This window comes from Mesorhizobium sp. M1066, from assembly GCF_040318635.1.
GTDB lineage: Bacteria > Pseudomonadota > Alphaproteobacteria > Rhizobiales > Rhizobiaceae > Mesorhizobium.
The window spans coordinates 1-24928 of record NZ_JAMYMR010000050.1; the positions used below are offsets into that span (position 1 = coordinate 1).

General features: G+C 63.9%; 18 protein-coding genes. 13 read left to right on the forward strand and 5 right to left on the reverse strand.

From position 1 onward, the window contains the following. Positions 1–231 precede the first annotated feature (231 nt). From NKH52_RS31855 to NKH52_RS31865, 3 genes are read left to right on the forward strand one after another with little or no spacing between them, the layout of a single operon-like run. On the forward strand, positions 232–3591 hold the full coding sequence (locus tag NKH52_RS31855) for a transglutaminase family protein (protein WP_352736227.1): 3360 nt from the start codon (positions 232–234) through the stop codon (positions 3589–3591). Between the two features lie 6 nt (positions 3592–3597). Continuing rightward, the gene (locus NKH52_RS31860; RefSeq protein ID WP_352736226.1) at positions 3598–6009 is read left to right on the forward strand and encodes a circularly permuted type 2 ATP-grasp protein; all 2412 of its coding nucleotides are present in this window, start codon (positions 3598–3600) and stop codon (positions 6007–6009) included. Between the two features lie 3 nt (positions 6010–6012). Further along, on the forward strand, positions 6013–6897 hold the full coding sequence (locus NKH52_RS31865; RefSeq protein ID WP_352736225.1) for a transglutaminase family protein: 885 nt from the start codon (positions 6013–6015) through the stop codon (positions 6895–6897). Positions 6898–6953: 56 nt separating this feature from the next. Here NKH52_RS31865 and NKH52_RS31870 read toward each other — a convergent pair whose 3' ends face one another. Then, the gene (locus tag NKH52_RS31870; protein ID WP_245463595.1) at positions 6954–7130 is read right to left on the reverse strand and encodes a hypothetical protein; all 177 of its coding nucleotides are present in this window, start codon (positions 7128–7130) and stop codon (positions 6954–6956) included. Between NKH52_RS31870 and NKH52_RS31875 the strand changes: the two genes are divergently transcribed. The 5 genes from NKH52_RS31875 to amaB all read left to right on the forward strand — a co-directional run bounded on the left by NKH52_RS31875 (position 7099) and on the right by amaB (position 12637). Then, on the forward strand, positions 7099–7977 hold the full coding sequence (locus NKH52_RS31875) for a glycosyltransferase family 2 protein (protein ID WP_352968357.1): 879 nt from the start codon (positions 7099–7101) through the stop codon (positions 7975–7977). The genes NKH52_RS31870 and NKH52_RS31875 overlap by 32 nt on opposite strands. Before the next feature lie 99 nt (positions 7978–8076). Next, positions 8077–9183 carry a DNA topoisomerase IB gene (locus tag NKH52_RS31880; RefSeq protein ID WP_352736224.1) on the forward strand — a complete coding sequence of 369 codons (1107 nt, stop codon included), beginning with the start codon at positions 8077–8079 and terminating at the stop codon, positions 9181–9183. A gap of 107 nt (positions 9184–9290) precedes the next feature. Then, entirely contained in the window at positions 9291–9665 is a 375-nt protein-coding gene (locus tag NKH52_RS31885; protein WP_023809971.1) for a YciI family protein, read from the forward strand. Continuing rightward, the gene (locus NKH52_RS31890) at positions 9662–10936 is read left to right on the forward strand and encodes an RNA polymerase sigma factor (protein ID WP_352736223.1); all 1275 of its coding nucleotides are present in this window, start codon (positions 9662–9664) and stop codon (positions 10934–10936) included. Before NKH52_RS31885 ends, NKH52_RS31890 begins: the two co-directional genes overlap by 4 nt. Positions 10937–11122: 186 nt before the next feature. Continuing rightward, positions 11123–12637: an L-piperidine-6-carboxylate dehydrogenase gene (gene amaB, locus NKH52_RS31895; protein WP_352736222.1), complete on the forward strand. Its 1515-nt coding sequence runs from the start codon at positions 11123–11125 to the stop codon at positions 12635–12637. Between the two features lie 60 nt (positions 12638–12697). Here amaB and NKH52_RS31900 read toward each other — a convergent pair whose 3' ends face one another. The 4 genes from NKH52_RS31900 to NKH52_RS31915 all read right to left on the reverse strand — a co-directional run bounded on the left by NKH52_RS31900 (position 12698) and on the right by NKH52_RS31915 (position 16890). Next, complete coding sequence (locus tag NKH52_RS31900; protein ID WP_352736221.1) at positions 12698–13558, reverse strand: hypothetical protein; 861 nt, start codon at positions 13556–13558, stop codon at positions 12698–12700. Positions 13559–14069: 511 nt separating this feature from the next. After that, entirely contained in the window at positions 14070–14405 is a 336-nt protein-coding gene (locus NKH52_RS31905) for a hypothetical protein (protein ID WP_352736220.1), read from the reverse strand. A 62-nt stretch (positions 14406–14467) separates the two neighbouring features. Continuing rightward, positions 14468–15316 carry an endonuclease/exonuclease/phosphatase family protein gene (locus NKH52_RS31910; RefSeq protein WP_352736219.1) on the reverse strand — a complete coding sequence of 283 codons (849 nt, stop codon included), beginning with the start codon at positions 15314–15316 and terminating at the stop codon, positions 14468–14470. A gap of 110 nt (positions 15317–15426) precedes the next feature. Then, positions 15427–16890, reverse strand: coding sequence for a phospholipase D-like domain-containing protein (locus NKH52_RS31915; RefSeq protein ID WP_352441926.1), 1464 nt, complete (start codon positions 16888–16890; stop codon positions 15427–15429). 305 nt (positions 16891–17195) lie between these two features. On the opposite strand from NKH52_RS31915, the gene NKH52_RS31920 reads away from it, so the two are divergent. From NKH52_RS31920 to NKH52_RS31940, 5 genes are all read left to right on the forward strand, one after another. Continuing rightward, entirely contained in the window at positions 17196–17399 is a 204-nt protein-coding gene (locus tag NKH52_RS31920; RefSeq protein WP_164779989.1) for a hypothetical protein, read from the forward strand. A gap of 437 nt (positions 17400–17836) precedes the next feature. Then, positions 17837–18331, forward strand: a complete 495-nt coding sequence (locus tag NKH52_RS31925; RefSeq protein ID WP_352736218.1) for a hypothetical protein — start codon at positions 17837–17839, stop codon at positions 18329–18331. A 190-nt stretch (positions 18332–18521) separates the two neighbouring features. Further along, the gene (locus NKH52_RS31930; RefSeq protein WP_128304947.1) at positions 18522–19037 is read left to right on the forward strand and encodes a helix-turn-helix transcriptional regulator; all 516 of its coding nucleotides are present in this window, start codon (positions 18522–18524) and stop codon (positions 19035–19037) included. Positions 19038–19233: 196 nt separating this feature from the next. Next, complete coding sequence (locus tag NKH52_RS31935; RefSeq protein ID WP_352736217.1) at positions 19234–24351, forward strand: beta strand repeat-containing protein; 5118 nt, start codon at positions 19234–19236, stop codon at positions 24349–24351. A gap of 7 nt (positions 24352–24358) precedes the next feature. Further along, entirely contained in the window at positions 24359–24916 is a 558-nt protein-coding gene (locus NKH52_RS31940; RefSeq protein ID WP_127290332.1) for an invasion associated locus B family protein, read from the forward strand. Positions 24917–24928: the final 12 nt, after the last annotated feature.

Below are 24928 nucleotides of genomic sequence, written 5' to 3' on the forward strand. Positions count from 1 at the left end.
GCCAAGGTCCGGGCGGCCGCCCGGACCTTGGCTCAATCGCTCTAATCCCACGAAATCTCTCTCGTGTAGATACAAGGTGGCTCGGCGAAGCCGAGACGGAGTGGGGGTCGACCTGCTCGGGGAGACGAAACAAGTCGTTCGATTGGGTGCACCGCAACATCCGCTTGGAGATCGGCTACTATCTGTGTCAGGGTCTAACGTTCGTTCTGAAACGCTGAATTCCGGGGCCCCATGGCAATTCTGGCAGCCATCTACCACCTGACCCACTACAAATATGACCGGCCGGTGGTTCTCGGGCCCCAGATCATCAGGCTGCAGCCGGCGCCGCATTCCCGCACCAAGGTGCTGAGCCATTCGCTCAAGGTCGAGCCGGCGAACCATTTCGTCAATCTGCAGCAGGATCCTTACGGCAATTTCCTCGCCCGCTTCGTCTTTCCGGAGCCGGTGACGGAGTTGAAGATCGAGGTCGACCTCGTCGCCGACATGACGGTCTACAACCCGTTTGATTTCTTCGTCGAGCCGTCGGCCGAGGCGTTTCCGTTCGAGTATCCGGAAGAAATACGCGACGATCTCGCCATCTATCGCACCCCGGAACCGGCGGGACCGCTGCTGTCGGCGCTGCTGAGCACCATCGATCGCAGTGCTGCCAATACCGTCAATTTCCTGGTCGACCTCAATGCGCGGCTGCAGCGCAAGATCGCCTATATCGTGCGCATGGAAACCGGGGTGTTCTCGCCGGAAGAGACCTTGGCCGCGAAAAAGGGATCGTGCCGGGATTCGAGTTGGCTGCTGGTGCAGATCCTGCGCAATCTCGGCATCGCGGCGCGCTTCGTTTCCGGCTATCTGGTCCAGTTGAAGCCCGATCTGATCGCGCTGGACGGTCCAGCCGGAACCGCCGTCGACTTCACCGATCTGCATGCCTGGTGCGAGGTCTATCTTCCCGGCGCGGGCTGGATCGGCTTCGATCCGACCTCGGGCCTGCTCACCGGCGAAAGCCATGTGCCGCTGGCCGCCACACCGCATTTCCGCAACGCGGCCCCGATTTCCGGCATGGCGAGCTTCGCCAATGTCGAATTCGGCTTCGAGATGCGGGTCGACCGCATCGCCGAGCATCCGCGCATCACCAAGCCATTTTCGGACGAAAGCTGGCAGGCGCTCGACGCGTTGGGCAACAAGGTCGATGCAGCGCTTGCTGCCGGCGACGTGCGGCTGACGATGGGCGGCGAGCCGACTTTCGTGTCGATCGACGATTTCGAGTCGGCCGAGTGGAACACCGCCGCCGTCGGTCCCACCAAGCGCGAAAAGGCCGACGAACTGATCCGTAAACTGCGCGAGCGCTTCGCGCCCGGCGGCTTTCTCCATTACGGCCAGGGCAAATGGTATCCGGGCGAAAGCCTGCCGCGCTGGACCTTTTCGCTCTACTGGCGTGCCGACGGCCAGCCGGTGTGGAGCGATCCGTCGCTGATCGCACGGGAAAAGAGCGAGGCCGATATCGGCCCGAAGCAGGCCGAAAGCCTGCTCACCGCGATTGCCGGCGAACTCGGCATCGACAAGGCCATGGTCAGCGAAGCCTATGAGGATCCGGCCGAATGGCTGCTCAAGGAAGGCAAGCTGCCCGACAATGTCGATCCGTCCAACTCCAGGCTGGAGGATCCGGAAGAACGCAGCCGCATGGCGAAAGTGTTCGAACGCGGGCTGACCAAACCGTCCGGCTATGTGCTCCCCGTCCAGCGCTGGAACAGCCAGGCATCGGATCCGCGCTGGCGCTCGGAAAAATGGAAGACGCGGCGCGGCCGGCTGTTTCTGGTGCCCGGCGATTCACCGGTCGGTTACCGCTTGCCGCTCGGCACGTTGCCCTATGTGCCGCCGGAGCAATTCCCCTATATCGTGCCGGTCGACCCGTCGCTACCACGCGGCCCGCTGCCCGCGCGTGAAGCCATACTGGCCGGACCGGCTCCAGCCGAACTCGAAGGCGCTGACGAGATGGCGCGCCGCCAGCAAGCGGCATCGTTCACCGCTGCGACCGGCCAGCAGGAGCGGGTCGAGCAGGAGATCACCGAGATTGGCGGCGCTGTGCGCACCGCGCTTTCGGTCGAACCGCGCGACGGGCGGCTCTGCGTGTTCATGCCGCCTGTCGAGGCGCTGGAAGACTATCTCGAACTGGTCGCGGCGGCCGAGAACGCGGCAAAGGCGATCGGCCTTCCCGTGCATATCGAGGGCTACGGCCCGCCTCACGATCCGCGCCTCAACGTCATCCGCGTTGCGCCTGATCCCGGCGTCATCGAGGTCAACATCCATCCTGCTTCCAACTGGCAGGATTGCGTGGCGACGACGACGGCGATCTATGAGGAAGCGCGGCAGACACGGCTTGGCGCCGACAAGTTCATGATCGATGGGCGCCACACCGGCACCGGCGGCGGCAACCATGTCGTGGTCGGCGGTGCGACACCCAATGACAGCCCGTTCCTGCGAAGACCGGACCTGTTGAAGAGCCTGGTGCTGCAATGGCAGCGCCATCCGTCGCTGTCCTATCTGTTCTCGGGCCTGTTCATCGGGCCGACCAGCCAGGCGCCACGCTTTGACGAAGCGCGTCACGACTCGCTCTACGAGCTTGAGATCGCGATGGCGCAGGTGCCGCATCCAGACCAGGGCAACGCACCCTTGCCATGGCTGGTCGACCGGCTGTTCCGCAATTTGTTGACCGACGTCACCGGCAATACGCATCGTTCGGAAATCTGCATCGACAAGCTGTTTTCGCCGGACGGACCGACCGGTCGGCTGGGGCTGGTCGAATTCCGCGGCTTCGAGATGCCGCCCAATGCACGCATGAGCCTCGCGCAGCAACTGCTTGTCAGGGCGATCATTGCCCGCGCGTGGAAAAGCCCGCTCGACGGCCGTTTCGTGCGCTGGGGCACATCGCTGCATGACCGCTTCATGCTGCCGCATCATGTCTGGGCCGATTTCCTCGACGTGCTCGACGACCTCAAGCTCAACGGCTTCGAATTCAGGCCCGAATGGTTCGACGCCCAGCTCGAATTCCGCTTCCCGTTCTGCGGCGAGGTTCAGCATGCCGGCATCAAGCTGGAGCTGCGCCAGGCGCTGGAGCCGTGGCATGTGATGGGCGAGCAAGGCGCGATCGGCGGCACCGTGCGCTTCGTCGATTCCTCGGTCGAACGGCTGCAGGTCAAGACCGAAGGGCTGAACCCGGAGCGCCACGCAGTCGTCTGCAACGGCCGCATCGTGCCGATGAAGGTCACTGACAATCGCGAAGTGGCGGTGGCGGGTGTCCGCTTCAAGGCCTGGCAGCCGGCATCGGGCCTGCATCCGGCGCTGCCGGTCAACACGCCACTGGTCTTCGACATCTATGACCGCTGGTCGGGACGTGCGGTCGGCGGCTGCGTCTACCATGTCGCCCATCCCGGCGGGCGCAATTACGACACCTTTCCGGTCAATGGCAACGAGGCGGAAGCTCGGCGGCTCGCCCGCTTCGAACCGCGCGGCCATACGCCATCCGCCTATGTGATCCGTGAAGAACAACCGGCGGAAGATTTCCCGATGACCCTTGACCTTCGGCGGCCGGCAAGACTCTGATCAGCGATGGCAAAGGGGAATCACAAGAGGGGACACGGCAAGCCGCGGACCCACAGCCTGCTGGAGCACTACCAGCCGATCGACGGCGTCGTCGACGAGATGGTCGATGCGTCAGGCAATCCTCGCCCGGCCTGGAAGCATTTTGTCGAGGCGCTCGAGGAACTTGGCGCTGAAAAGCTCGGCCAGCGCTTCGCCCGCGCCGACCAGTATCTGCGCGATGCCGGCGTTTATTACCGCGTCTATGACAAGGCCGGTGCCAATGAGCGCGAATGGCCGCTGGCGCATGTCCCGGTTCTCATCGAGGAGAGCGAGTGGGCGGCGATCAGCGCCGGCCTCGTGCAGCGCGCCGAACTGTTCGAGGAAACCATCGCCGATATTTACGGGCCGAACCGGCTGGTCGAGAAAGGCATCCTGCCGGCGGGATTGATCGCCGCCAGCCCCGAATATTTGCGGCCTGTCGTCGGCACCAGGCCGGCCGGCGGCCACTTCCTGCATTTCTGCGCCTTCGAGCTCGGCCGTGGACCTGACGGCCAGTGGTGGGTGCTGGGCGATCGCACGCAGGCGCCGTCCGGCGCCGGTTTCGCACTGGAAAACCGCGTCGCCACCACACGCGCGCTGTCCGACATCTATGGCGAGATGCATGTGCACCGCCTTGCCGGCTTTTTCCGCCGTTTTCGCGATGCGTTGATCGGCATGGCCAAGGAGACCGACGGCCGCGTCGCCATCCTGACGCCGGGGCCGCTCAACGAAACCTATTACGAACACGCCTACATCGCCCGCTACCTCGGCATCATGCTGCTCGAAGGCGAGGATTTGACCGTCTCCGGCAGCCGGCTGATGGTGCGCACGGTTTCCGGCCTGATGCCGATCAGCGTGTTGTGGCGGCGGCTCGACGCCGCTTTCGCCGACCCGCTCGAACTGCGCCCGGATTCGCAGATCGGAACGCCGGGCCTGGTCGAGGCGATCCGCCAGGGCGCGGTTGCTACCGTCAATGCGCTGGGCTCCGGCCTGATGGAGACGCGCGCGCTGCTTGCCTTCCTGCCCAAGATTTCACGGGCCTTGCGTGGCGAGGAATTGCTGCTGCCAAGTGTCGCGACATGGTGGTGCGGGCAAGCTACCGAGCGCGCGCATGTGCTGGCCAACATCGATCGCATGGTGATCGGGCCGGCGCTGTCGACGAGGCTTGCCTTCGAGGACGACGATTCAACGAAGCTAGGCTCGGCTCTGTCGGCCGGGGAGCGGGCGGAACTGGTGGCGCGCATTGAACGCGATGGCGGCGATTTCGTCGGCCAGGAAGCGGTGACGCTTTCGACGACGCCCGTCTATGTCGGCGGCTGGCTGGAGCCGCGGCCAGCGAGCCTGCGCGTCTACCTGGCGCGAACGCCGGAGGGCTGGACGGTGATGCCGGGCGGTTTTGCCCGTATCGGCCTGTCGCTCGACCCGACGGCGATCGCCATGCAGCGTGGCGGCCAGGCGGCGGATGTCTGGGTTGTCAGCGACAAACCGGTGGAGCGCGAGACGCTGCTACCGCAGGAAGGCGACAGTTTCAGCCGCACCAGGCCCGGCAGCCTGCCCAGTCGCGCGGCGGAGAACCTGACCTGGCTCGGCCGCTATATCGAGCGCTCGGAAGACACGGTGCGCATCCTGCGCGCCTACCATGTGCGGCTGGCCGAAACCTCCGACCCGGATATGCCGCTGCTCGCCGACATCAGGGATTATCTCGAACCTTTCGGCATCGATGTGGAGACGGCGATCCCGTCAGGGCTGATAGGCACGCTGGATAGCGCGGTCTACAGTGCCGGGCAGATCCGCGACCGCTTCTCGCCCGATGGCTGGCTGGCGCTGAAGGACCTGTCGAAAACCATCCATCAGTTCGCAACGACGGTCGCGCCCGGCGACGACGCGACCCGGGCGATGACAGTCATCCTGCGTAAGCTCGCCGGCTTTTCCGGCCTGCTGCACGAGAACATGTACCGCTTCGCCGGTTGGCGCTTCCTCGAGATTGGCCGCCGGCTGGAGCGCGGTATCCAGATCTCCCGCACGCTGTCGCGGCTGACCAGCGCCAAGGCGCCGGACGGCGCGCTCGACATGATGCTGGAAATCGGCGACAGCGTGATGACCCATCGCCGCCAATATCCGGTGCAGGCCGGTCGGCGCACGGTGATCGACCTGCTGGCGCTCGATCCGCTTAACCCGCGCTCCATCCTGTTCCAACTTGAAAGGCTGAAGGCCGAAATCGGCCTGTTGCCGTCGCTCGGCGGGGAGGGGCAAATGTCGCCGGCGGCGAAGGAAATCCTGCAGCTCAACACCCAGATCGCCATCAAGGAGCCTTCGGACATGACGGCAAAGGCGCTGGACGACCTCGCCTATGAAATCGGCGGCCTCTACAACAGCCTAGCCAAAGCCTATTTCGGATAAAGCATGCTCTACGACATCAGGCTTCATCTGCACTACGATTACGCTGCGGCGGCCGGCGGCGGTCGTCACCAGGTGCGCGTACTGCCGTCGACGATACCGGGCGTGCAGCGTGTCATCGCCGCATCCCTGTCCTTTGCGCCGGCACCCAACGAGCGTTCCGACTTTTCCGATTTCTTCGGCAATAACGTCACCTCGATCGCCTTTCGCGACGCGCATGACGCGCTCGACATCAGGATGAGCGCCCGCGTATCGGTGTCTCGGCCCGAGCCCGGGCTCGACGTGTCGCCCGATATCGCCCGGCTGAGGCAGGAGCTCGCCGCGGTGCGGTCTCTGGCACCTGATGCACCGCACCATTTCCTGACGGCCAGCACCCATGCCGGCATCGACGATGCGATCACCGCTTACGCACGCGACAGCATCGCCGGCTCTGCCGCCGGCACGGTCATGAGCCTGTGCAATCGCATCCATCGCGATTTCACCTATGACGGCGAAGCGACAACGGTGCGGACCCGAGCCAGTGATGCCTTCAAGTTGAAGCGCGGCGTCTGCCAGGACTTTTCGCACATCATGATCGCCGGCCTGCGCGGGCTCGGTATTCCGGCCGGCTATGTCAGCGGCTTCTTGCGCACCATCCCGCCGAAGGGCAAGCCCCGGCTGGAAGGCGCCGATGCCATGCATGCCTGGGTCAAGGTCTGGTGCGGGCGCGATGCAGGCTGGCAGGAATTCGATCCGACCAACGGCATGCGGGCCAGCAACGACCATATCACCGTCGGCCACGGCCGCGACTATTCGGACGTGGCGCCGATCGTCGGTGTGCTCAAGACCACGGGGGGACAGGTTGGCGAGCAAGCTGTCGACGTCATTCCGGTCGTGCTCGAAAGAGCCTGAAGCAGGTCGTACACGCAGGTATTTGCGCCGTAATTCGGGATGGACAAGACTGCTTCTCAAATGCCGATGCGGCCGCTAGTCTGTATTCGTTTCGGGGTGACGGTAGTTGTATCCTCAAGCGCATGGCGCGAGGTTTTGTAATTGAGAGCAATCAGCGTCGTCATTCCTGCCTGTAACGCGGCGGCGACCATTGCTGCTACGCTGGCATCGCTACGCAGCGAGGCCGAGATCATCGGCGAGATCTTGCTGGTCGACGATGCGTCGATCGATGGGACGGCAACCATCGCGCGGGAGGCCGCGGCGCAACTGTCGTTGCCGCTGCGCGTGCTGTCGGCCAAATGCCGCGATGCAGGCGGTGCCCGCAATTTGGCGATGGCCGAAGCGGTCTATTCCTGGGTCTACCTGATCGATGCCGACGACCTGCATCTGCGGGGCGGGTTGCGCGCACTGCTCCGCAAGGCCCGGGAGCAGCCGGAGGCCGACATGATCGTGGGTGCCTACCGGCGACGGGTGAACGGCCAAGACCGGCAGATCAAGATGCCGAACGGCTACCAGGCTGCGTGCCTGGCAAATGCCTCGGCCTATGTCAAAGGCGACATACGTTCGGTCGCCGTGGGCAGCGTTCTGGCATCGCGGACCCTGATCGGCGAGACGCGGTTCCCGATCGGAATGGCCTATGACGAGGACACGCTGTTCTGGGCACGGCTGATGAGCAAGGCATCGCTCGCCATGGTTTCGCAACCTGTCATGGTCTACGAGGTTTCGCCGGTACGTTCCGATGACCGCTTTGCCCTCAACCCGGTGCGGCGCTTCCTGGACTGGCGCCGGGAACTGCGCACACTCACCGACTGCAACATCCCGTTGTCGGCCCTCAAGGCCAGGGAAGGCCTTGTCGCCCTCAAGATCGCCCGGGTCCACTATGCGCGCGGCGATCTGGGCACCGCGGCGCGCTTCCTGGCGGTAGCCGCGGCCGCGCCGAAGCGACGCTCAGAAGCTTGGCGCTGCCTGCGCTACAGGTTCAAGCTCGCGGCGCGGCGGCGTTTGTCCGCGCCGCCGATCAAGCTGGAAGGCGCTCTGTAGGCGCCAGCCAACACGATATCGGCGCGAGGCGCTTTTCGGACGGCGCGTGGAACCAGCGGTCGGCCAGTGGCTTATCTACGGAATTCGCGTGGAGCCGACATGTTGCAAAAATCCGGATTGTCGCCCAGCCGACCGGCTGGCCAGGACGCTGTGTCGCCAGATGGCGAGCCCAAAAACGGGGCACAAAGCTCGGCCGACCATGCGTCGCTTAACTATGTCAGTGATGCCGAGCCCGGTATCCGACGGCTGAAAACAGGCAAGGGGTTTTCCTACCAGGGACCGGACGGAGGGACAGTTTCGGACACTACCAAAGCGCGCATCGAGGCGATCGCGATTCCGCCGGCCTGGACGGATGTGTGGATTTCGCCGGACGCGGACGGCCATATCCAGGCAACCGGCAGGGACCAGCGCGGACGCAAGCAATATCGCTATCATCCGCAATGGGCCGAAGAGCGCGATGGTGCCAAATATTCGAGCCTGGTTGCTTTCGCCGAGAACCTACCGGACCTGCGGCACAGGATCGACAGCGATCTGCGCCGTCGTGGCCTGCCGTTCGAGCGTGTCGTCGCCGCGGTCGTCTGGCTGCTCGACAACACGATGATCCGCGTCGGCAATGCCGCCTACGCTCGCGACAACAAGAGTTTCGGGTTGACCACGTTGCGCGACCGGCATGTGGATATTGTCGGTTCAAGCCTGCGCTTTGCCTTCAAGGGCAAGTCGGGCAAGGAGTGGAAGCTGAAGCTGGTCGACCGCCGCATCGCCAGGATTGTGCGCGGCGCGCAGGACCTGCCAGGCCAGAAGCTGTTCCAGTATCTCGATGAGGACGGCAACAGGCGGCCGGTCCGCTCCGAGGACGTCAACCGCTATATCCGTGAGGCGGTAGGTGACGCCTTCAGTTCGAAGCATTTCCGCACCTGGGGCGGCACCATTCACGCCGCGTCGCTGTTTGCCCAAACGGAACTGCCGCAAAGCGCGGCGCAGCGAAACAGGGCGATGAACAGCGTCATCGACAAGGTTGCCGAGCGGCTGGGCAATACGCGTGCCGTCTGCCGCAAATGCTATATCCATCCGCGGGTCTTCGAAGCGTGGTCCGAAGGACGGTTGCTGGATGAAATGACGCAAGCCAACAAACGCAAACGCTCCATCGATGGTCTCGATGACGAGGAAGCTCTCGTGCTGCGATGGCTGAAACTGCGAGAAAGCTGACCAGCGCGGCCGGCCGTGGCCAAATCCGCCACATCTGGATTTTTTTATCGACGTCGTGTCGGGATCGGTCTTACTGTTTCGTCCTTTGACAGAGAAAAGGACCAGCCATGCTCTACGCAATCCTCTGCTATGCTTCCGAAGATGTCGTCTGCTCCTGGAGCAAGGCACAGGACGACGAGGTCATGGCCAATATCCTCGGCGTTCAGGAAAAATATGCCAAGGCCGGTCGGCTCGGCCCGGTGGCACGGCTTCTGCCGACGACCGCCGCGACGACCCTGAGAAAGGTCAAGGGCGAATCGGTCGTCATCGACGGGCCGTTCGCTGAGACCAAGGAACAGTTTCTCGGCTTCTACACGCTCGAATGCGCTGATCTCGACGAGGCGGTGGAGTTCGCCCGCGAGCTTTCCGAGGTTAACCCGAGCGGTGGGTCGTATGAAATCCGGCCGGTTTCGGTCTTTAACCCAACAAGGGTTTCCGCATGACCGAAATGGCCTGGATAAGCTCCGCGATCAGCGCCGCCCGCCCGCAGGCCATGGGTGCGCTGCTGCGTTATTTCCGCGATCTCGATACGGCGGAGGAAGCTTTCCAGGACGCGTGCCTCAGGGCGCTGAAGAACTGGCCGCAGAACGGGCCGCCGCGCGACCCGGCGGCCTGGTTGATCTTCGTCGGTCGCAACAGCGGCATCGATGCGGTGCGCAAGCGCGCCAAGCAGGCGCCGATGCCGGAGGAAGACCAGGTTTCCGATCTGGAAGACGCCGAGAGCGATATCGCCGAGCGGCTGGACGGGGCGCACTACCGCGACGACATATTGCGGCTGCTGTTCATCTGCTGCCATCCTGATCTGCCGGCAACGCAGCAGATCGCGGTGGCGCTGCGCATCGTCTCCGGTCTTACGGTCAAGCAGATCGCGCGCGCCTTCCTGGTTGGCGAAAGTGCCATGGAGCAGCGCATCACTCGAGCCAAGGCGCGCATTGCGGACGCCGGCGTGCCGTTCGAGACGCCGGGCGCGGTCGAGCGGTCGGAACGGCTCGCTGCCGTCGCCGCCATGGTCTACTTGGTCTTCAACGAGGGCTATTCGACCAACAGCGGCGAGGCGCCGGCCCGCGCACCGCTGTGCGAGGAGGCGATCCGGCTGGCACGGCTGTTGCTGCGGCTGTTCCAGACCGAGCCGGAGATCATGGGGCTGACGGCGCTGTTGCTTCTGCAGCATGCGCGCGCACCGGCCCGTTTCGACGAGAGCGGCGAGATCGTGCTGCTCGAAGACCAGGATCGCAGCCTGTGGAGCCGCAAGATGATCGATGAGGGGCTGGCGCTGGTCGACAAGGCGCTGCGCCATCGCAAGCCCGGCCCCTACCAGGTGCAAGCGGCGATTGCCGCGCTGCACGCGCGGGCCGAAAGGGCCGAGGACACCGACTGGAACGAGATCGATCTGCTCTATCGCTTGCTGGAGCAGATGCAGCCGTCGCCGGTGGTCACGCTCAACCGGGCCGTCGCGGTCTCGAAGGTGCGTGGACCGGCAGAGGCGCTGGCCATGATCGAGCCGCTGGAAGAACGGCTTTCCGGCTATTTCCATTTTTTCGGTCTCAAGGGCGGCCTTTTGATGCAACTCGACCGGGGCGACGAGGCGCGTGTCGCCTTCGACCGCGCCATAGCGCTTGCGAACACGGCGGCGGAAGCTGCGCATATCCGCATGCATATCGATCGGCTGATCAAGGACGGTGCGGTACGCCCACCGGCCAAGAAGGCAAACTGAGCGCCATCTGCCGCATCTGGCTCAATCGTGCAGTTTGGGCTTAGACCATGCCGGGGTGGTGATTTTCCCTTGAAACGAGTAATGCCACGCCATGACAGTGCCTGACGTGCCTTTCGGTACGCGGCGACATGGCGTTGGCTTTGATCCAACGCCATCTGATGGCGACGGGATCTGAAAGGGACAAGAATGACGATAGGCAAGGAAACGACCGAACTGCTGGCGAAACTGGGTGTGGCCAAGGAAGCGCTCGTCGGCGGCGACCTGATCGTGCGCAGCCCGGTGACGGGCGAGCAGATCGCGGCGCTGAAGACGATCTCGCCGGCTGACGCGGCCAAGGTGATCGATGCCGCGCACAAGGCCTTCCAGGCCTGGCGCATGGTGCCGGGCCCGCGGCGTGGCGAACTGGTGCGGCTGCTCGGCGAGGAGCTGCGTACGCACAAGGCCGAGCTTGGCCGGCTGGTCTCGATCGAGGTCGGCAAGATCCCGTCCGAAGGGCTTGGCGAAGTGCAGGAGATGATCGACATCTGTGATTTCGCCGTTGGCCTCTCCCGGCAATTGTACGGCCTGACCATCGCCACCGAGCGCCCAGGCCATCGGATGATGGAAACCTGGCATCCGCTCGGCGTCGTCGGCGTCATTTCCGCCTTCAACTTCCCGGTGGCTGTGTGGTCGTGGAATGCCGCCCTGGCACTGGTCTGCGGCGACGCAGTGGTGTGGAAGCCGTCGGAAAAGACGCCGCTGACCGCACTTGCCTGCGAGGCTATCTTCAAGCGTGCGGTCAAGCGCTTCGGCGCGGACGCACCTGATGGCTTGGCGCCGGTGCTGATCGGCGACCGCGCCGTCGGCGAGATCCTGGTCGATCACCCCAAAGTGCCGTTGGTTTCGGCGACCGGCTCGACCCGCATGGGCCGCGACGTCGGCCCGCGGCTGGCCAAGCGCTTTGCGCGCGCGGTGCTGGAACTCGGCGGGAACAATGCAGGCATCGTCTGCCCGACCGCCGATCTCGACATGGCGCTGCGCGCGATTGCGTTTGGAGCGATGGGCACGGCCGGCCAGCGCTGCACGACGCTGCGGCGCCTGTTCGTGCATGACAGCGTCTACGACGCCTTGGTTCCGCGCCTCAAAAAGGCCTACGAGAGTGTGTCTGTCGGCAATCCGCTGGAGACCTCCTCGCTGGTCGGGCCGCTGATCGACAAGGCGGCCTTCGATGCCATGCAGAAGGCGCTGAAGGAAGCCGCCGCCCATGACGGCAAGGTGACCGGCGGCACGCGGGTCGAGAACGGCCACCCCGATGCCTACTACGTGCACCCGGCGCTGGTCGAAATGCCAAGCCAGGTATCCCCGGTGACGGAAGAGACCTTCGCGCCGATCCTCTATGTGATGAAATATTCGGATTTCGACGCCGTGCTCGACGAGCACAATGCCGTGGGGGCGGGCCTGTCGTCGTCGATCTTCACCCGCGACCTGCAGGAATCCGAGCGTTTCCTGGGTGTCGACGGATCGGATTGCGGCATTGCCAATGTCAACATCGGAACCTCGGGCGCCGAGATCGGCGGTGCCTTTGGCGGCGAAAAGGAAACCGGCGGCGGCCGCGAGAGCGGCTCCGACGCATGGAAGGCCTATATGCGGCGCGCCACCAACACGGTGAACTATTCCAAGGCGCTGCCGCTCGCCCAGGGCGTGTCGTTCGACATCGACTGAGAACCGCGGATTTCGATCATCCGCATTGAAAGGCATCCCCGTAAGGGGGTGCCGCATCGGTCAGCTTCCAGCCGACGGAAAACAGGCATTGAAAGCGGCGTCGACTATGGCCAGCTTGGCGGCCTGGACGGTCATGTACTCCTGGTAGAAAGTGTTCGATACCCACATCACCGAATGGCCGCGCTGGCCGAGCCAGCCGATGCTGCCGAGTTCCTCGGCAGCGCGCAGCTTGCGGGCGAGGTGGGTCCGCGACAGCTTGAGCCATCTGGCGAAATCTCCGATCGAAACCACGCTGGTCGGAATCCGGTCCAGGCCGGCATGATCGGGGTCGATGCCCGACATCAGCCAGTCCATGACGATGCCGCCATTGTTGAGCCAGATGAACAGGGAAAAAGTCTGGTTGGGCTCGCGCACCGGCTTGGAGGCAAGCAGGCCGTCCGCCACCAGAGGCTGCAGCCTGGCAACCATGTCGGGCCGCTCCAGGAACCTGGCCAGCCGGTCGCCACCGTCGAGATGATCCAGCGTCTGCAGATGGGCAAGGACCCAGCCGGTGAAAGTCTGCACGGTTGCCGCCGTTGGCTGCAAAGGGTGCGTGCGCCCGTCGCCACCCGAAACATACTCGGCGACATGATAGTGCAGCATCTCCTTGATGAAAGCGTCCGCCGTGTTGCGGCTGGCTACCGCGTGCTGGTGTACGAACTCGATGAAACGCGATACCGTCAGCTCCTTGCGGCGGTCGTGCGGATCGCGCCTGAAATGCATGGCAAGGCCGACATGACCCATCAGCCAACGCTGCTGCGTGGCGAAAATGGAAGCCAGTCGCGGGCTCGTTTCATAGATGTTGATCAGCGCCAACGACTGTGCCTGGACACAGCGATGCAGGGCCGGATGGCCGGCAATGTCTTCCAGATTCAGCGCCATCCTCCTCATGTTCCGAGTTAACTCCAACAGCGGAGTCGCGTCCACATTTTCCAGCCTTCGATAGCTATGTCCAGAGGCACCAAATGCGAAGAGCAAGCCCAACCCGAACATGGGGCCGGCCACGACCGGTTCATGGGATCCGCTAACCGATTGCTATGGCTTGGGGAGCGGGCCGGTGACCTACGGCTTGACGGGGATGGTGGAGAGCGAGGTGAACGTCGTGGCACGACAGTCGTCTGCAGGGAGATTTCGAACTGCTGGTCCATGGCGGCATCTCTCACCCCCATCAACCAATATGGCCGAAACCGACCCCAGTCGAATTAACACTTGGACAGGTTTGAGCAGTCCGCCCGGCCGCTGCCGCAGTCCGGTACGCGTGCTGGCTACCATGATTTGACGCGATTCCGGCATCGCCTCACATCCGCGCTATTTTCGTTAGCCGATCATGCGCGATGAAACTCCTGCACGATGAAACCGGCCGGCTTTCGCCGGCCGGTTGCTCAGATCGGGATCAGCCGCAGACGCGGACCTCTTCGACCACCCTGTGGTGATGGCGCCAATGCTTGACCAGTTCGATATGGCAGCGATGATGCCGGTGATGGCGGCGATATTCGCCGTACCGGTATTCGCCATTGTCATACTGAACATTCTGGTCGCCATCATACTGATCGTCATAATAGCGATCGCGGTGATGACGGCGAATAACGATCCCACTATCGGAATCGTCATCCGACAAATATCGGTCGCCGTCGTCGGACTGGATGGTCACGCTTGCCGCTTGCGTCGGCGCAGTGATCGCCGCTGTCGCGGCCAATGCCAACAGGGAAGCCAGAATCAGCTTTTTCATCTCGTCCTCCTGCGTGTTCAAGACATGTTAACTCGCGGGAGAACCGGGCGTTCCGCCTAATTTTACACGCTTTGCGACGCGGGAGACATCAACGCGTTATCGTCCACCCGCTCCAGGCGCACGAAGGCCGTCAGCGGCAGGTGGTCGGAGGCAACGCGCGAAAGCGGCGTGTCATGCGCGTTGATGGCGGCAATCATGCCGTGCCTGTTGGCCATGATCCGGTCGAGCGCCAGCAGCGGCAGGTTCGACGGGAAGGTGGGGACCGCCGGCGGCTGCGGGCCGAACGTCGCATGCAGCGTGTTGAGAGCGGAGCGGTTGCCGAGCCGCCATTCGTTGAGGTCGCCGAGCAGCAAGGTCGGTCTTTCGTCCGGGCTGTTCATCAGGTCGAGCACGACGCGCGCCTGCTGGGAGCGCGAGCGGCGCAGCAGGCCAAGATGGGCGGCGATGATACGCAGCGTCCGGCTTCCATCGAGGTCGATCTCCGCCACCACCGCGCCGCGCGGCTCCAGTCCCGGAAGCTTGATCTGGTGCACGTCGCGAACGACGCCCTTCTTGAACAACAGGACGTTGCCATGCCAGCCATGGCCCTTGCCGGTGGCCGAAATCGGCACCGGAATCAGGCCGGTTTCCCGCTCGAGCCGGGGCAGGTCGAGAAGCCCGACACGGTCGCCGAAGCGATTGTCGGCTTCCTGCAGCGCAATGACATCCGGATCGATTTCGCGGATCACGCGGATGATCCGCTCCGGGTCGAATTTCCTGTCGACGCCGATGCATTTGTGGACATTGTAGGAGGCAACCAGCGTGCCGGTGGTGGCTGTCGTCTTGAGTGCTGCGGCGTTAGCCTTCTGCATCCGGCGGTCACGAAGGGACAGAAGCATGCTTGCCGGGAGGCTGCGTCCAATTCTGTGCATCTCTGTGCTGCTCGTCCTCGCTGGTTTCAATTCAGAAGCCGGATACAGTCAAAATAGGCAATTTCGGCGTATGTTCCATGACAGACGAGTTCTTCAAGCGGCCCTCCGCCTTAGAGATAGGGTGAACCGAGCCACAATACCCGGTCGAACAGCCTGATAAGAAACGGCCGGGCTCGCAAGGCTTCCAGCGTCACCGGCACGGCGGAGGCAATCGCCGACCCGATCCGCGTCTCGATCTCGCTGGCAAAGCCGGCATCGAGCACCTCCAGGTCGATCTCGAAATTCAGCCGCAGCGATCGGGCATCAAGATTGGAAGATCCGACATAGGCCCACACGCCGTCGATCGAAAGCAGCTTCGAATGGTCGAACGGTCCCTCGGTTCGCCAGACACGGCAATAGTGTTTGAGCACCTGATCGAACTGCGCCATCATCGCGCGGTCGACGAGGAAAAGATTGTTCACCGCCGGCACCACGATGTCGATTTCGACCCCGCGCCTGCCGGCGGTGATCAGCGCGCTGATCAGTTCCCGATCCGGCAGGAAATAGGGCGACATCACGCGTATAGACTTGCGGGCGACCGAGAATGCACCGATCAGCAGCTTGTGGTTGGTCTCGTTGCTGGCATCCGGGCCGGACGCGACTGCCCGCACCATCATCGGTGCGCCTGGCGGTGGCGACAGCGGGGCGATGCGCCAGGCGTCGCCCTTCAGCGCCTCGTTGGTGGCGAAGCGCCAGTCCTCGGCGGCGACCGAAAAGAGGTCCGCGACGATCGGACCGGTCACCCGGAAATGTGTGTCCCTGGCGCTGTTGGAGCCGGCGAATTCGGCTGAGAAGCCTTTTCGGATGTTCATGCCCCCGGTGAAGGCGGCGATGCCGTCGACCACCAGGATCTTCCGGTGGGTCCTCAGATTGGCGTAGGGCAGGCGCAGGCCCATGACGATGTTGCCGTTGAAGACATCGGCGGGGATGTTGGCCTCGCGCAAATGCCCCAGGATGCTCGGCACCGAGTAGCGGGCGCCGACGGCATCGATCAGCACGCGGACGGTGACGCCGCGCCGGACGGCGCCGGCCAGCGCCTCGACGAAGAGCAGGCCGACGGCGTCATTGTCGAAAATATAGGTCTCGAGCAGGACGCTGCGCTCGGCGCCATCGATCGCCGCGCACATGGCGGCATAGGCCTCGTCGCCGGTCTCCAGCACATCGATTGCATTTCCAGGATTGAGCGTGCGCCGCGCCACCCTGTCGCCCAGTGTCCGCAAGCCCGTGAACCGTTGCCCGTAGCGCTCGACGATCAGGGCCTCTTCGACAGCGACGTTGCGCTCGTGCTTGGCGGACACCGCGCCGTCGGCAAACGGGCGCTGGGCGGTGATCGTGGCGCGGCGGATGCGGTTGATGCCGGCGATGGCATAGATCAGCACGCCAAGGATGGGGGACAGCACCATCACGCCGACCCAGCCGGTGGCGGCGCGGACATCTTCCTTGGTCATGACGGCATGGACGATGCCGACCGTCGCCATCACCACGGAGATGATCGCCAGAATTTGCGGCCAGTGAGTCGCCAGGGTCTCCAACATGCCGAGACTATCCAGCGAGCGGTTGCAGAAGGCAATGCAGCCGCTCGTGCCGCGCATTCGCCGGATGGTGGCATGCGGCCCTGGCTGAAGAGTTCGACCAGCCGCAGAGATCGATGGGTTGAAGCACCCCGATAGATCCTGTTCAGAAGGACAAACCTGACCCAAGGGAAGCATAGAGCCTGGCATCGTCCTGTTCTGCCCGGGCCCTCCGAAGCCTCTTATGCTTTGGTACCACCTCTATTGTATATCAGGAGGAATGATTTTAGTGATATAAACACTTTGATTGACGGCGAGGGGGGCGCCGAATGATGAAATTCAACTTCGATGGACCTCCTGGCGATGACGCAGCTGCCGACACGTCGGCAGAATGCCAACGCCAATTGCTGCCTCTCGTCCGTGAGATCGTTCAGGCAGCCGTCGCTGCCGGGTGGAGCGAGGAAGACGTTCTTCTGGGTTTTGTGGAACTTACATGGGATTTGTATGAGAATCGTCGCGACGATCTGCAATGACCGGCGGCAAATCCGGTAGCTCTACATTGTTGAATGGCCGCCGAAATGGCCAAACTGTCCCCTGAAGCAGGGCTCCGAATTCAGGTCAACCAGAGGCCTCGCGGCAGTTGGCAACTTTTGCGCACGCAGCTTTTCACGATAGGAATTTTTTCTTGACTCGGTGACCTCAGCTATAGTACATATTCGCCCATGGTGCTGATTTGCGCCAGTGACCCGCCGCGCAGGCGGGTTTTTCGTTGATGCTCCGTCAGCCAATGCGCCGGCGAAGGTGTCAAAAAATGTTCCAGTCCCTCCCTTGTGACTGGTTCCTCTTATCCCGAACAAAATTTTTTCTTTGCGTACGGATGTTATTCACTATCCGCGGCATGTGCGTTACGCTGGGTCCGGGTCGGGCTAAGGGGGATTTCAGGCAGCGGACAAAGCGGCAGAGGCCAGGCATGAAAAATACGGACGATGCTCGGGACAGCGGCGATTCCCGGGGCGTCAATCGAGAACGGACAGCTCGGTATGTCCTGGACATAATTCCTGAAAGCGCAGGTCCCAGGAGGGCCACCACGCGGAGGAGTGTCATATACTCCGTCCGCGATCCCGTCTCGCAGAAATTCCTGGCCAAGAAGCATTCCACCGGAGTTGTGCTGAGGCCCGCACGCGGAATGAGAGCCTCGCCCGGCAGCGACAAGATCACAGAATACGTCGCGCGGCGCGTGCGGGAATATCTCGACGAAAACTTCGCGCGAAAAGTCGTCGCCGAATTGGCATTCGTCGCGGGAGTTTCACCGGACCCATTTCATAGCAAGGTTCGCCATGGCATTCGGCATGCCGCCGCATCGCGGCGAGTTGCCGAAGTCGCCTGTCTCGCCGGTTCTTCGGATCGGAGCCATCTGCCTGTGAGAACGCCGACCGGGGCCGGGCATGCTTCCCTCAAGAACTGAGGGCCCGGCCATGGCAAAATGGCAACGCCTGCTCACCCGCGACGCAAGACCGGAATTTTCTACAAGGCTTGCTGAGTTTTTCAAAATACGTCCCGCTGCAAATCTGCCCCAAGCTCCGCAGGAGTCCTCTGGAATGTCATGCAGTCCGCGCATTGTTCGCCTTCCGGCCGGAACGATCCGATGAGTGGCGATGCCGGTCAGCTTCGATCAATCACGAATTGTTTTTCAGGGGAACATGGAAGGAAGCCTTGGGTTGAACCTCATCTGGGACGTATCGGGAGGCCGAAAAATGCCGGGCGATGATGGTTTCCCCGGACCGGTTTCCGGAGCCAACTCGCGACAGCCGACGCTCAACGCGAAAGGCGGGCTTTCCGTCCGCGCCGCGCGCCGCGTGCAGCAATTCCTGGACGAGAACTTTACGCGCAAGCTGGCGCTGGCTGATATGGCCGCGGTTTGCGGGCTTTCCCCCTATCATTTTGTGCGGGCTTTCTCGAGGACGTTCGGAATGCCGCCGCACCAGTACGTCCTCGACCTGCGGCTGGATTTCGCTGAAAGACTGCTTGCAGACAGCCGCATGACGATCGCGGACATCGCTCACTCGAGCGGGTTTTCAAGTCAGAGCCATTTTACCACCGTGATGAAGAAATACCGGCAGAGGACGCCGTTGCAGGCACGGGTGGGAAAGCTTAACGCCAAGGTTAGGTGAGGCGACGCTTATTTCATTGCTTTGTTTCTTGGTTTTAAAGCATTGGCTAAGGTAACAAGCCGTTAACCTCTGTAGGTTTGCTGTGCTCTTTTCTCACAAGGCAGCAATTTCGTGAAATACCGCGGGCAGGAATCATGTCTTCCTGCGGTGGAGCGGAATTGTCAGACATTTCGTGCCGGCCAGCGGAGAGGGAACCATGACCGACAATCAGATTTCGAACGGCTCGCTTCTTGTTCAGCGTCGCGCGGCGCATTTCGCCGGGCACTGGATTGCGAATGCCGATCCTCGTTCTCGCTCGGTTCGCCGCCGGTTGATGGCGGTCCTGCGCATGGCGCATTGTGTGCTGGGCATGGGGCGCAAGCGCCTGGGGCTGGGGACGCTGGGCGTCGGTGGGGCGTCGGCGGCGGCCGCGATGCTGGGCGCCTTCGCGATAGGCACGGCTGCGACGCCGGCCCAGGCGCAATACCAGGCTGGCGGCGGTTCGGCGACAGGCGGCAACGCCGTCGCCATCGGTAACGGTGCCACGACGAATGGCGCTAACAGCGTGGCGTTGGGCACCTCTAACAGTGCAACGGGCGACGCTACGATCGCCATTGGCTATTCGATGAGTGTCAATGGCCTCAACTCCATAGGTATAGGTGTCTTCGCAGGCGCAACCGGCGTCAACGCACTCGCCATAGGCGGGAACGCCAAAGCCACCGCGGACGGAGCAAGCTCCATTGGCGTCAACTCGGTTGCAGCCGCGGGCGCGGCCGCCTTTGGCCTGAACGCGCGTGCCGACGGATTGAACTCGACGGCGATCGGCTATGTTACCCGGGCGACCGGGCTGCGCGCCACAGCTCTCGGGTTCGGGGCAACTGCATCCGGGCTGGATTCGCTTGCCCAAGGTAATAGCGCCACCGCAACCAACCAGAATGCCATCGCCATCGGATTCCAGGCGACCGCGACCGCAATCAACGCCGTCAATCTTGGCAACCGAACTGTTGCGGGAGGGGGCGCGCTGGCTCAGAGCGCCATCGCCATCGGTACGGATGTGACGGCGTCTCAGGTGGACAGCACCGCGATCGGACGCTCTAGCAAGGCAACGGGAACGTCCGCCATAGCGATGGGCGCGACCTCGATTGCGAGCGGCTCTGCCAGCACCGCGGTCGGCAACGCGGCTGTCGCCAGCGGCATAAACGCCGCCTCCTTCGGGTCTGGAGCGAATGCGGCAGGAAACAATTCTCTCGCAGCTGGCGTCAGCGCCAACGCCGGCGGAGTCGGCAGCACCGCGCTCGGCATCGGTACGTCGGCCGGCGGCGCCAGTTCGGCAGCCGTGGGCTTCCAGGCCCAGGCCGCCGGCACCAATGCCGCAGCCGTTGGTCCCCAGGCAAATGCATCGGCGATAAACTCGGCAGCGTTCGGCAACGTCGCCACGGCTTCGGGCCAATTCGCGCTGGCCCTGGGCAATTCGGCCGTATCGAGCGGAGTAGGCTCGGTCGCGGCGGGCTCTGGAGCCCAGGCCACGGACGTCTCCACCACGGCTGTGGGTAACAACGCCGCGGCGACCGCCGCAAATGCCAGTGCGCTGGGATTGGGCGCCACGGCGAGCGGTATAGACAGCACCGCTCTCGGCATCAGCACCATAGCCAGCGCCGACAATTCCACTGCCGTCGGACGTGAATCCCGCGCTACCGGAATCAACAGTACCGCGCTCGGCCGCGGCGCCCAAAGCAGCGCCCTGAACTCCATCTCTCTCGGCGCCGGGACGAGGGCGACCGGGGTAAACTCCGTCTATCTCGGCTCCAGCACTTTTGCGACGAGCGCCAGTGGAGACAACGCCATCGGCATCGGCACGGACGTGACGGCATCCGAGGACGACGCCATTGCAATGGGGCGCGACAGCCAGGCGACTGCAACCAACGCCGTCGCGGTCGGTCTACAGTCCGCGGCGCTCTCCGCCGACTCTGTCGCTATCGGCACGGGCGCGACTACCGATGGCGGCAAGGCCGTCGCCATCGGCGCCGGCAACACCGCCTATGGCGACGGCGCGGTGGCCATCGGCGATCCGAGCTATGCCAGCGGCACCGGCGCGTTTACCGGCGGCGCCAACAACATCGCCAACAGCGACGGCACGGCGACCGCCACGGCTGCCAATATGGCCAATGGCGCGGTCGCCATCGGCAACAGCAACAAGGCCATCGGGCAGGGCTCGGTGGCGCTGGGCAACGGTTCCACGGCGGGCGCGGCAGGCCTTGCGGGCAATGTCGCGCTCGGCAATGGCGCGACGGCGGCGGCGAGCTCCGGCGACGTGGCGCTCGGCTCGGGCTCGGTGACCACGACGGCCGTCGGCACGGCGAGCGGCGTGGTCAACGGCACGACCTACGCCTTCCAGGGCACCAACCCGACCTCGACGGTCAGCATCGGCGCGGTCGGTGCGGAACGCACCATCACCAACGTCGCCGCGGGGCGGATCAGCTCGACGTCGACCGACGCGATCAACGGTTCGCAGCTCGCCGCTACCAACCAGGCCGTCGACGCCATAGGCGCCGTCGTCAACAACATCAATGTCGGCGGCGGCATCAAGTATTTCCATGCCAACTCGACTGCCGCGGACTCCTCGGCGACCGGTACGGACTCCGTTGCGATCGGACCTGTCGCGACGGCGACCGGGACGAACGCCATCGCGGCCGGTGTCAATTCAAGCGCATCCGACGCCAACGCCTCGGCCTTCGGCAGCGGTGCCGTCGCATCGGCGCTTGACGCAACCGCGATTGGATACATTTCCAACGCCTCTGGCCAATATAGCACCGCCGTCGGCGCCAATGCCAATGCGACAGCCACCTCCAGCACCGCGATCGGCCAGAACTCCTTTGCTACCGCCCTTCAGGCGACCGCTCTGGGCGTGGGAGCGAATGCCGGCGCCGAAAATGCACTCGCGCTTGGCGCCCTCTCAAGCGCCGTCAACGCAGGCGACGTGGCGCTCGGCTCGGGCAGTGTCACCGACGTCGCCGTCGGTACGCCCAGCACCGTGATCAACGGCACTACCTATGCCTTCCAGGGCACCAACCCGACTTCGACGGTCAGCGTTGGCGCGGTCGGTGCGGAACGCACCATCACCAACGTCGCCGCGGGGCGGATCAGCTCGACGTCGACCGACGCGATCAACGGTTCGCAGCTCGCCGCCACCAACCAGGCCGTCGACGCCATCGGCACCACGCTCAGCACCATCGGCGGTTCGGTGACCGATCTCGGCAACACGATCAACAACATCGCCGGCGACACGTCGACCGCCTATACCGACGCCAATGGTGTGGGCATCCGCTACGCCCGCACCAACGAGGCAGGCTTGGCGCAAACTGATTCCTTCGCACAAGGCGTCGGCTCCACCGCCGTCGGCTACCAGGCGACCGCCACCGGCGTCAGCGCACTGGCGCTCGGCCGCGACAGCAATGTCAGCATCGACGGCGGCGTGGCGCTCGGCTCGGGGTCGGTCTCCGATCGCGCGCTGGCTCCGGCCACGGGCCAGATCGCGGCCGGCCCAGCCAACTTCATCCAGTACAACACGACCGACAAGACGCTGCTCGGCGCCGTTTCGGTCGGCGATGCTACTTCGTACCGGCAGATCACCAATGTGGCCGACGGCACGCAGGATCAGGATGCGGTGACGGTGCGCCAGCTCGCCGGCGCCATCGCTGCCGTATCGGCCACCTCGACCAAGTATTTCCATGCCAATTCGACGGCGGGCGACTCGCTGGCGGTCGGCGCGGAATCGGTAGCGGTCGGTCCAACCACTGTCGTCAACGGCGACAACGGCGTCGGCATCGGCAATGGCGCGATCGTCGACCAGACTGCACCCGGCGGCACGGCGATCGGCCAGAATGCCCATGTGATGCTGGCGGACGGCATCGCGCTCGGCACCAATTCGCTCGCCTCGGGCATCCAGTCGGTGGCGCTCGGCGCCGGCGCCCAGAGCACCTTCATCAACAGCGTTGCGCTCGGCGCGCAGTCCATCACCAGCGTCGGCGCGCAGGCGGGCTACACGGCCTTTGCGCTCGCCGGTCCGCAGACCTCGGTCGGCGAGGTGTCGATCGGCGCCGCCGGGGCCGAACGCAAGCTCACCAACGTCGCGGCGGGCTCGGCCGATACCGACGGCGTCAACGTCTCGCAATTGCGCGGCGTGACGCAAAACGTCAGCAACCTGTTCGGCGGCGGGACGACCGTCAATCCCGACGGCTCCATCACCGGCCCGACCTACACCATCCAGGGCAACAACTATTCCACCGTCTATGACGGCTTCACGGCCGTCGACAATGCGCTGACCAGCATCAGCAATGGCGGCGGCATCAAATATTTCCACGCCAACTCGACGCTGGCCGACAGCATCGCCGGCGGCACCAACGCCGTGGCGATCGGGCCGGAAAGCGTGGCGAGCGGCACCGACAGCCTGGCTGCGGGACATGGCTCGACGGCCACCGGGCAGGGCGCCGTCGCGCTCGGCCAAGGCGCCAAGGCCAATAATGCCAACGATGTGGCGCTCGGTTCCGGTTCGGTGACACAGACCGCCGTCGGGACCTCCAGCACCGTCATCAACGGCAAGACCTACACTTATGCCGGGACGACGCCGACCGGAACCGTCAGCGTCGGCGACGCCGGCGCCGAGCGGACGATCACCAATGTCGCCGCCGGCCGCGTCGATGCCGGCAGCACCGATGCGATCAACGGCTCGCAGCTCTACGCCACCAACACGGCGATCGAGGATCTGAAAGCCGGCGTCGGAAACCTTACCCAGAACGCGGTGACCTATGACACCCAGGGCGGCAACAAGACGAACACCATCACGCTGCAAGGTGGCGACGTCAACGCGCCGGTCGTCATCTCCAATGTCGGCCCCGGCGTCAAAGGGACCGATGCGGTCAACGTCGACCAGATGAACCAGGGCCTGACCGCGGGCAAGAGCTATACGGACAACCGCGTGGCCTACGCTATCGATACGTCCAACGACTACACCGACAAGGTGGCGGTGACGACCTTGCAGCAGGCCAACGACTATACCGACCAGAAGCTCAGCCAGCTCAATTCGGACATCAGCGGCATCCGCGACGAGGCGCGGCAGGCGGCCGCGATAGGCCTTGCGGCCGCCTCGCTGCGCTATGACGACCGGCCCGGAAAGCTGAGCGTCGCGGCGGGTGGCGGCTTGTGGCGGGACGCAGGCGCGTTCGCCTTCGGCGCTGGTTACACCAGCGAGGACGGCCGCATCCGGGGCAATCTGTCGGGCACGGCCGCGGGTGGGCATGTCGGTGTCGGCGCCGGCATCAGCTTCACCTTGAACTGAGGCAGGAATGAAAGGACTTGTTGCCCTGACCTGCCTGGTGCTCTGCGGCGGCCTCGTGCCGGCCGCCGGGCAGGTCGCGTCGACCTACAGGATCAAGCCATCGGACGTAGTGGTGCCGCCCGAGGTCAAGCTCGGAGATTATCAGCGCACCATCCGCCCATTCGATAACTGGACGCTGATCTGCGACGAGAACCTCAAGGCTCGCAAGAAGGTCTGCAACGTCTCGCAGATCATCGAGGACGCATCAGGCAAGATGGCTTTCAGCTGGTCGCTTGCCGCCACCCAGGACGGCAAGCCGTACATGATCCTGCGCACCGCTCCGAACGCCAGGAGCGATGGCCTGGTGTCACTGAAGTTCGATGGACAGAAGCAGCCGATCGATGTTCACCTGAACGGCTGCAACGAAATGGTCTGCGTCGGCATGTTGCCGGTAGGCCCCGTCATGCGCCGACAGATCTCGCAGAATGCGACACCGGCGATCTCCTATTCGACGGTCGACGGTCAGACGATCACCGTGACCGCAACGCTCAAGGGGCTGTCAGAGGCCCTTTCACCACTCAAATAACCGGGGCATCAC

Coding starts and splice junctions, on each gene's coding strand:
- NKH52_RS31865 (WP_352736225.1), top strand. CDS start 6,013: ATGCTCTACGACATCAGGCTTCATCTGCACTACGATTACGCTGCGGCG.
- NKH52_RS31870 (WP_245463595.1), bottom strand. CDS start 7,130: ATGATCTCGGCCTCGCTGCGTAGCGATGCCAGCGTAGCAGCAATGGTC.
- NKH52_RS31880 (WP_352736224.1), top strand. CDS start 8,077: ATGTTGCAAAAATCCGGATTGTCGCCCAGCCGACCGGCTGGCCAGGAC.
- NKH52_RS31905 (WP_352736220.1), bottom strand. CDS start 14,405: ATGAAAAAGCTGATTCTGGCTTCCCTGTTGGCATTGGCCGCGACAGCG.
- NKH52_RS31915 (WP_352441926.1), bottom strand. CDS start 16,890: ATGTTGGAGACCCTGGCGACTCACTGGCCGCAAATTCTGGCGATCATC.
- NKH52_RS31900 (WP_352736221.1), bottom strand. CDS start 13,558: ATGGCGCTGAATCTGGAAGACATTGCCGGCCATCCGGCCCTGCATCGC.
- NKH52_RS31935 (WP_352736217.1), top strand. CDS start 19,234: ATGACCGACAATCAGATTTCGAACGGCTCGCTTCTTGTTCAGCGTCGC.
- NKH52_RS31920 (WP_164779989.1), top strand. CDS start 17,196: ATGATGAAATTCAACTTCGATGGACCTCCTGGCGATGACGCAGCTGCC.
- NKH52_RS31925 (WP_352736218.1), top strand. CDS start 17,837: ATGAAAAATACGGACGATGCTCGGGACAGCGGCGATTCCCGGGGCGTC.
- NKH52_RS31930 (WP_128304947.1), top strand. CDS start 18,522: ATGCCGGTCAGCTTCGATCAATCACGAATTGTTTTTCAGGGGAACATG.
- NKH52_RS31860 (WP_352736226.1), top strand. CDS start 3,598: ATGGCAAAGGGGAATCACAAGAGGGGACACGGCAAGCCGCGGACCCAC.
- NKH52_RS31855 (WP_352736227.1), top strand. CDS start 232: ATGGCAATTCTGGCAGCCATCTACCACCTGACCCACTACAAATATGAC.
- NKH52_RS31910 (WP_352736219.1), bottom strand. CDS start 15,316: ATGCACAGAATTGGACGCAGCCTCCCGGCAAGCATGCTTCTGTCCCTT.
- NKH52_RS31885 (WP_023809971.1), top strand. CDS start 9,291: ATGCTCTACGCAATCCTCTGCTATGCTTCCGAAGATGTCGTCTGCTCC.
- NKH52_RS31940 (WP_127290332.1), top strand. CDS start 24,359: ATGAAAGGACTTGTTGCCCTGACCTGCCTGGTGCTCTGCGGCGGCCTC.
- amaB (WP_352736222.1), top strand. CDS start 11,123: ATGACGATAGGCAAGGAAACGACCGAACTGCTGGCGAAACTGGGTGTG.
- NKH52_RS31890 (WP_352736223.1), top strand. CDS start 9,662: ATGACCGAAATGGCCTGGATAAGCTCCGCGATCAGCGCCGCCCGCCCG.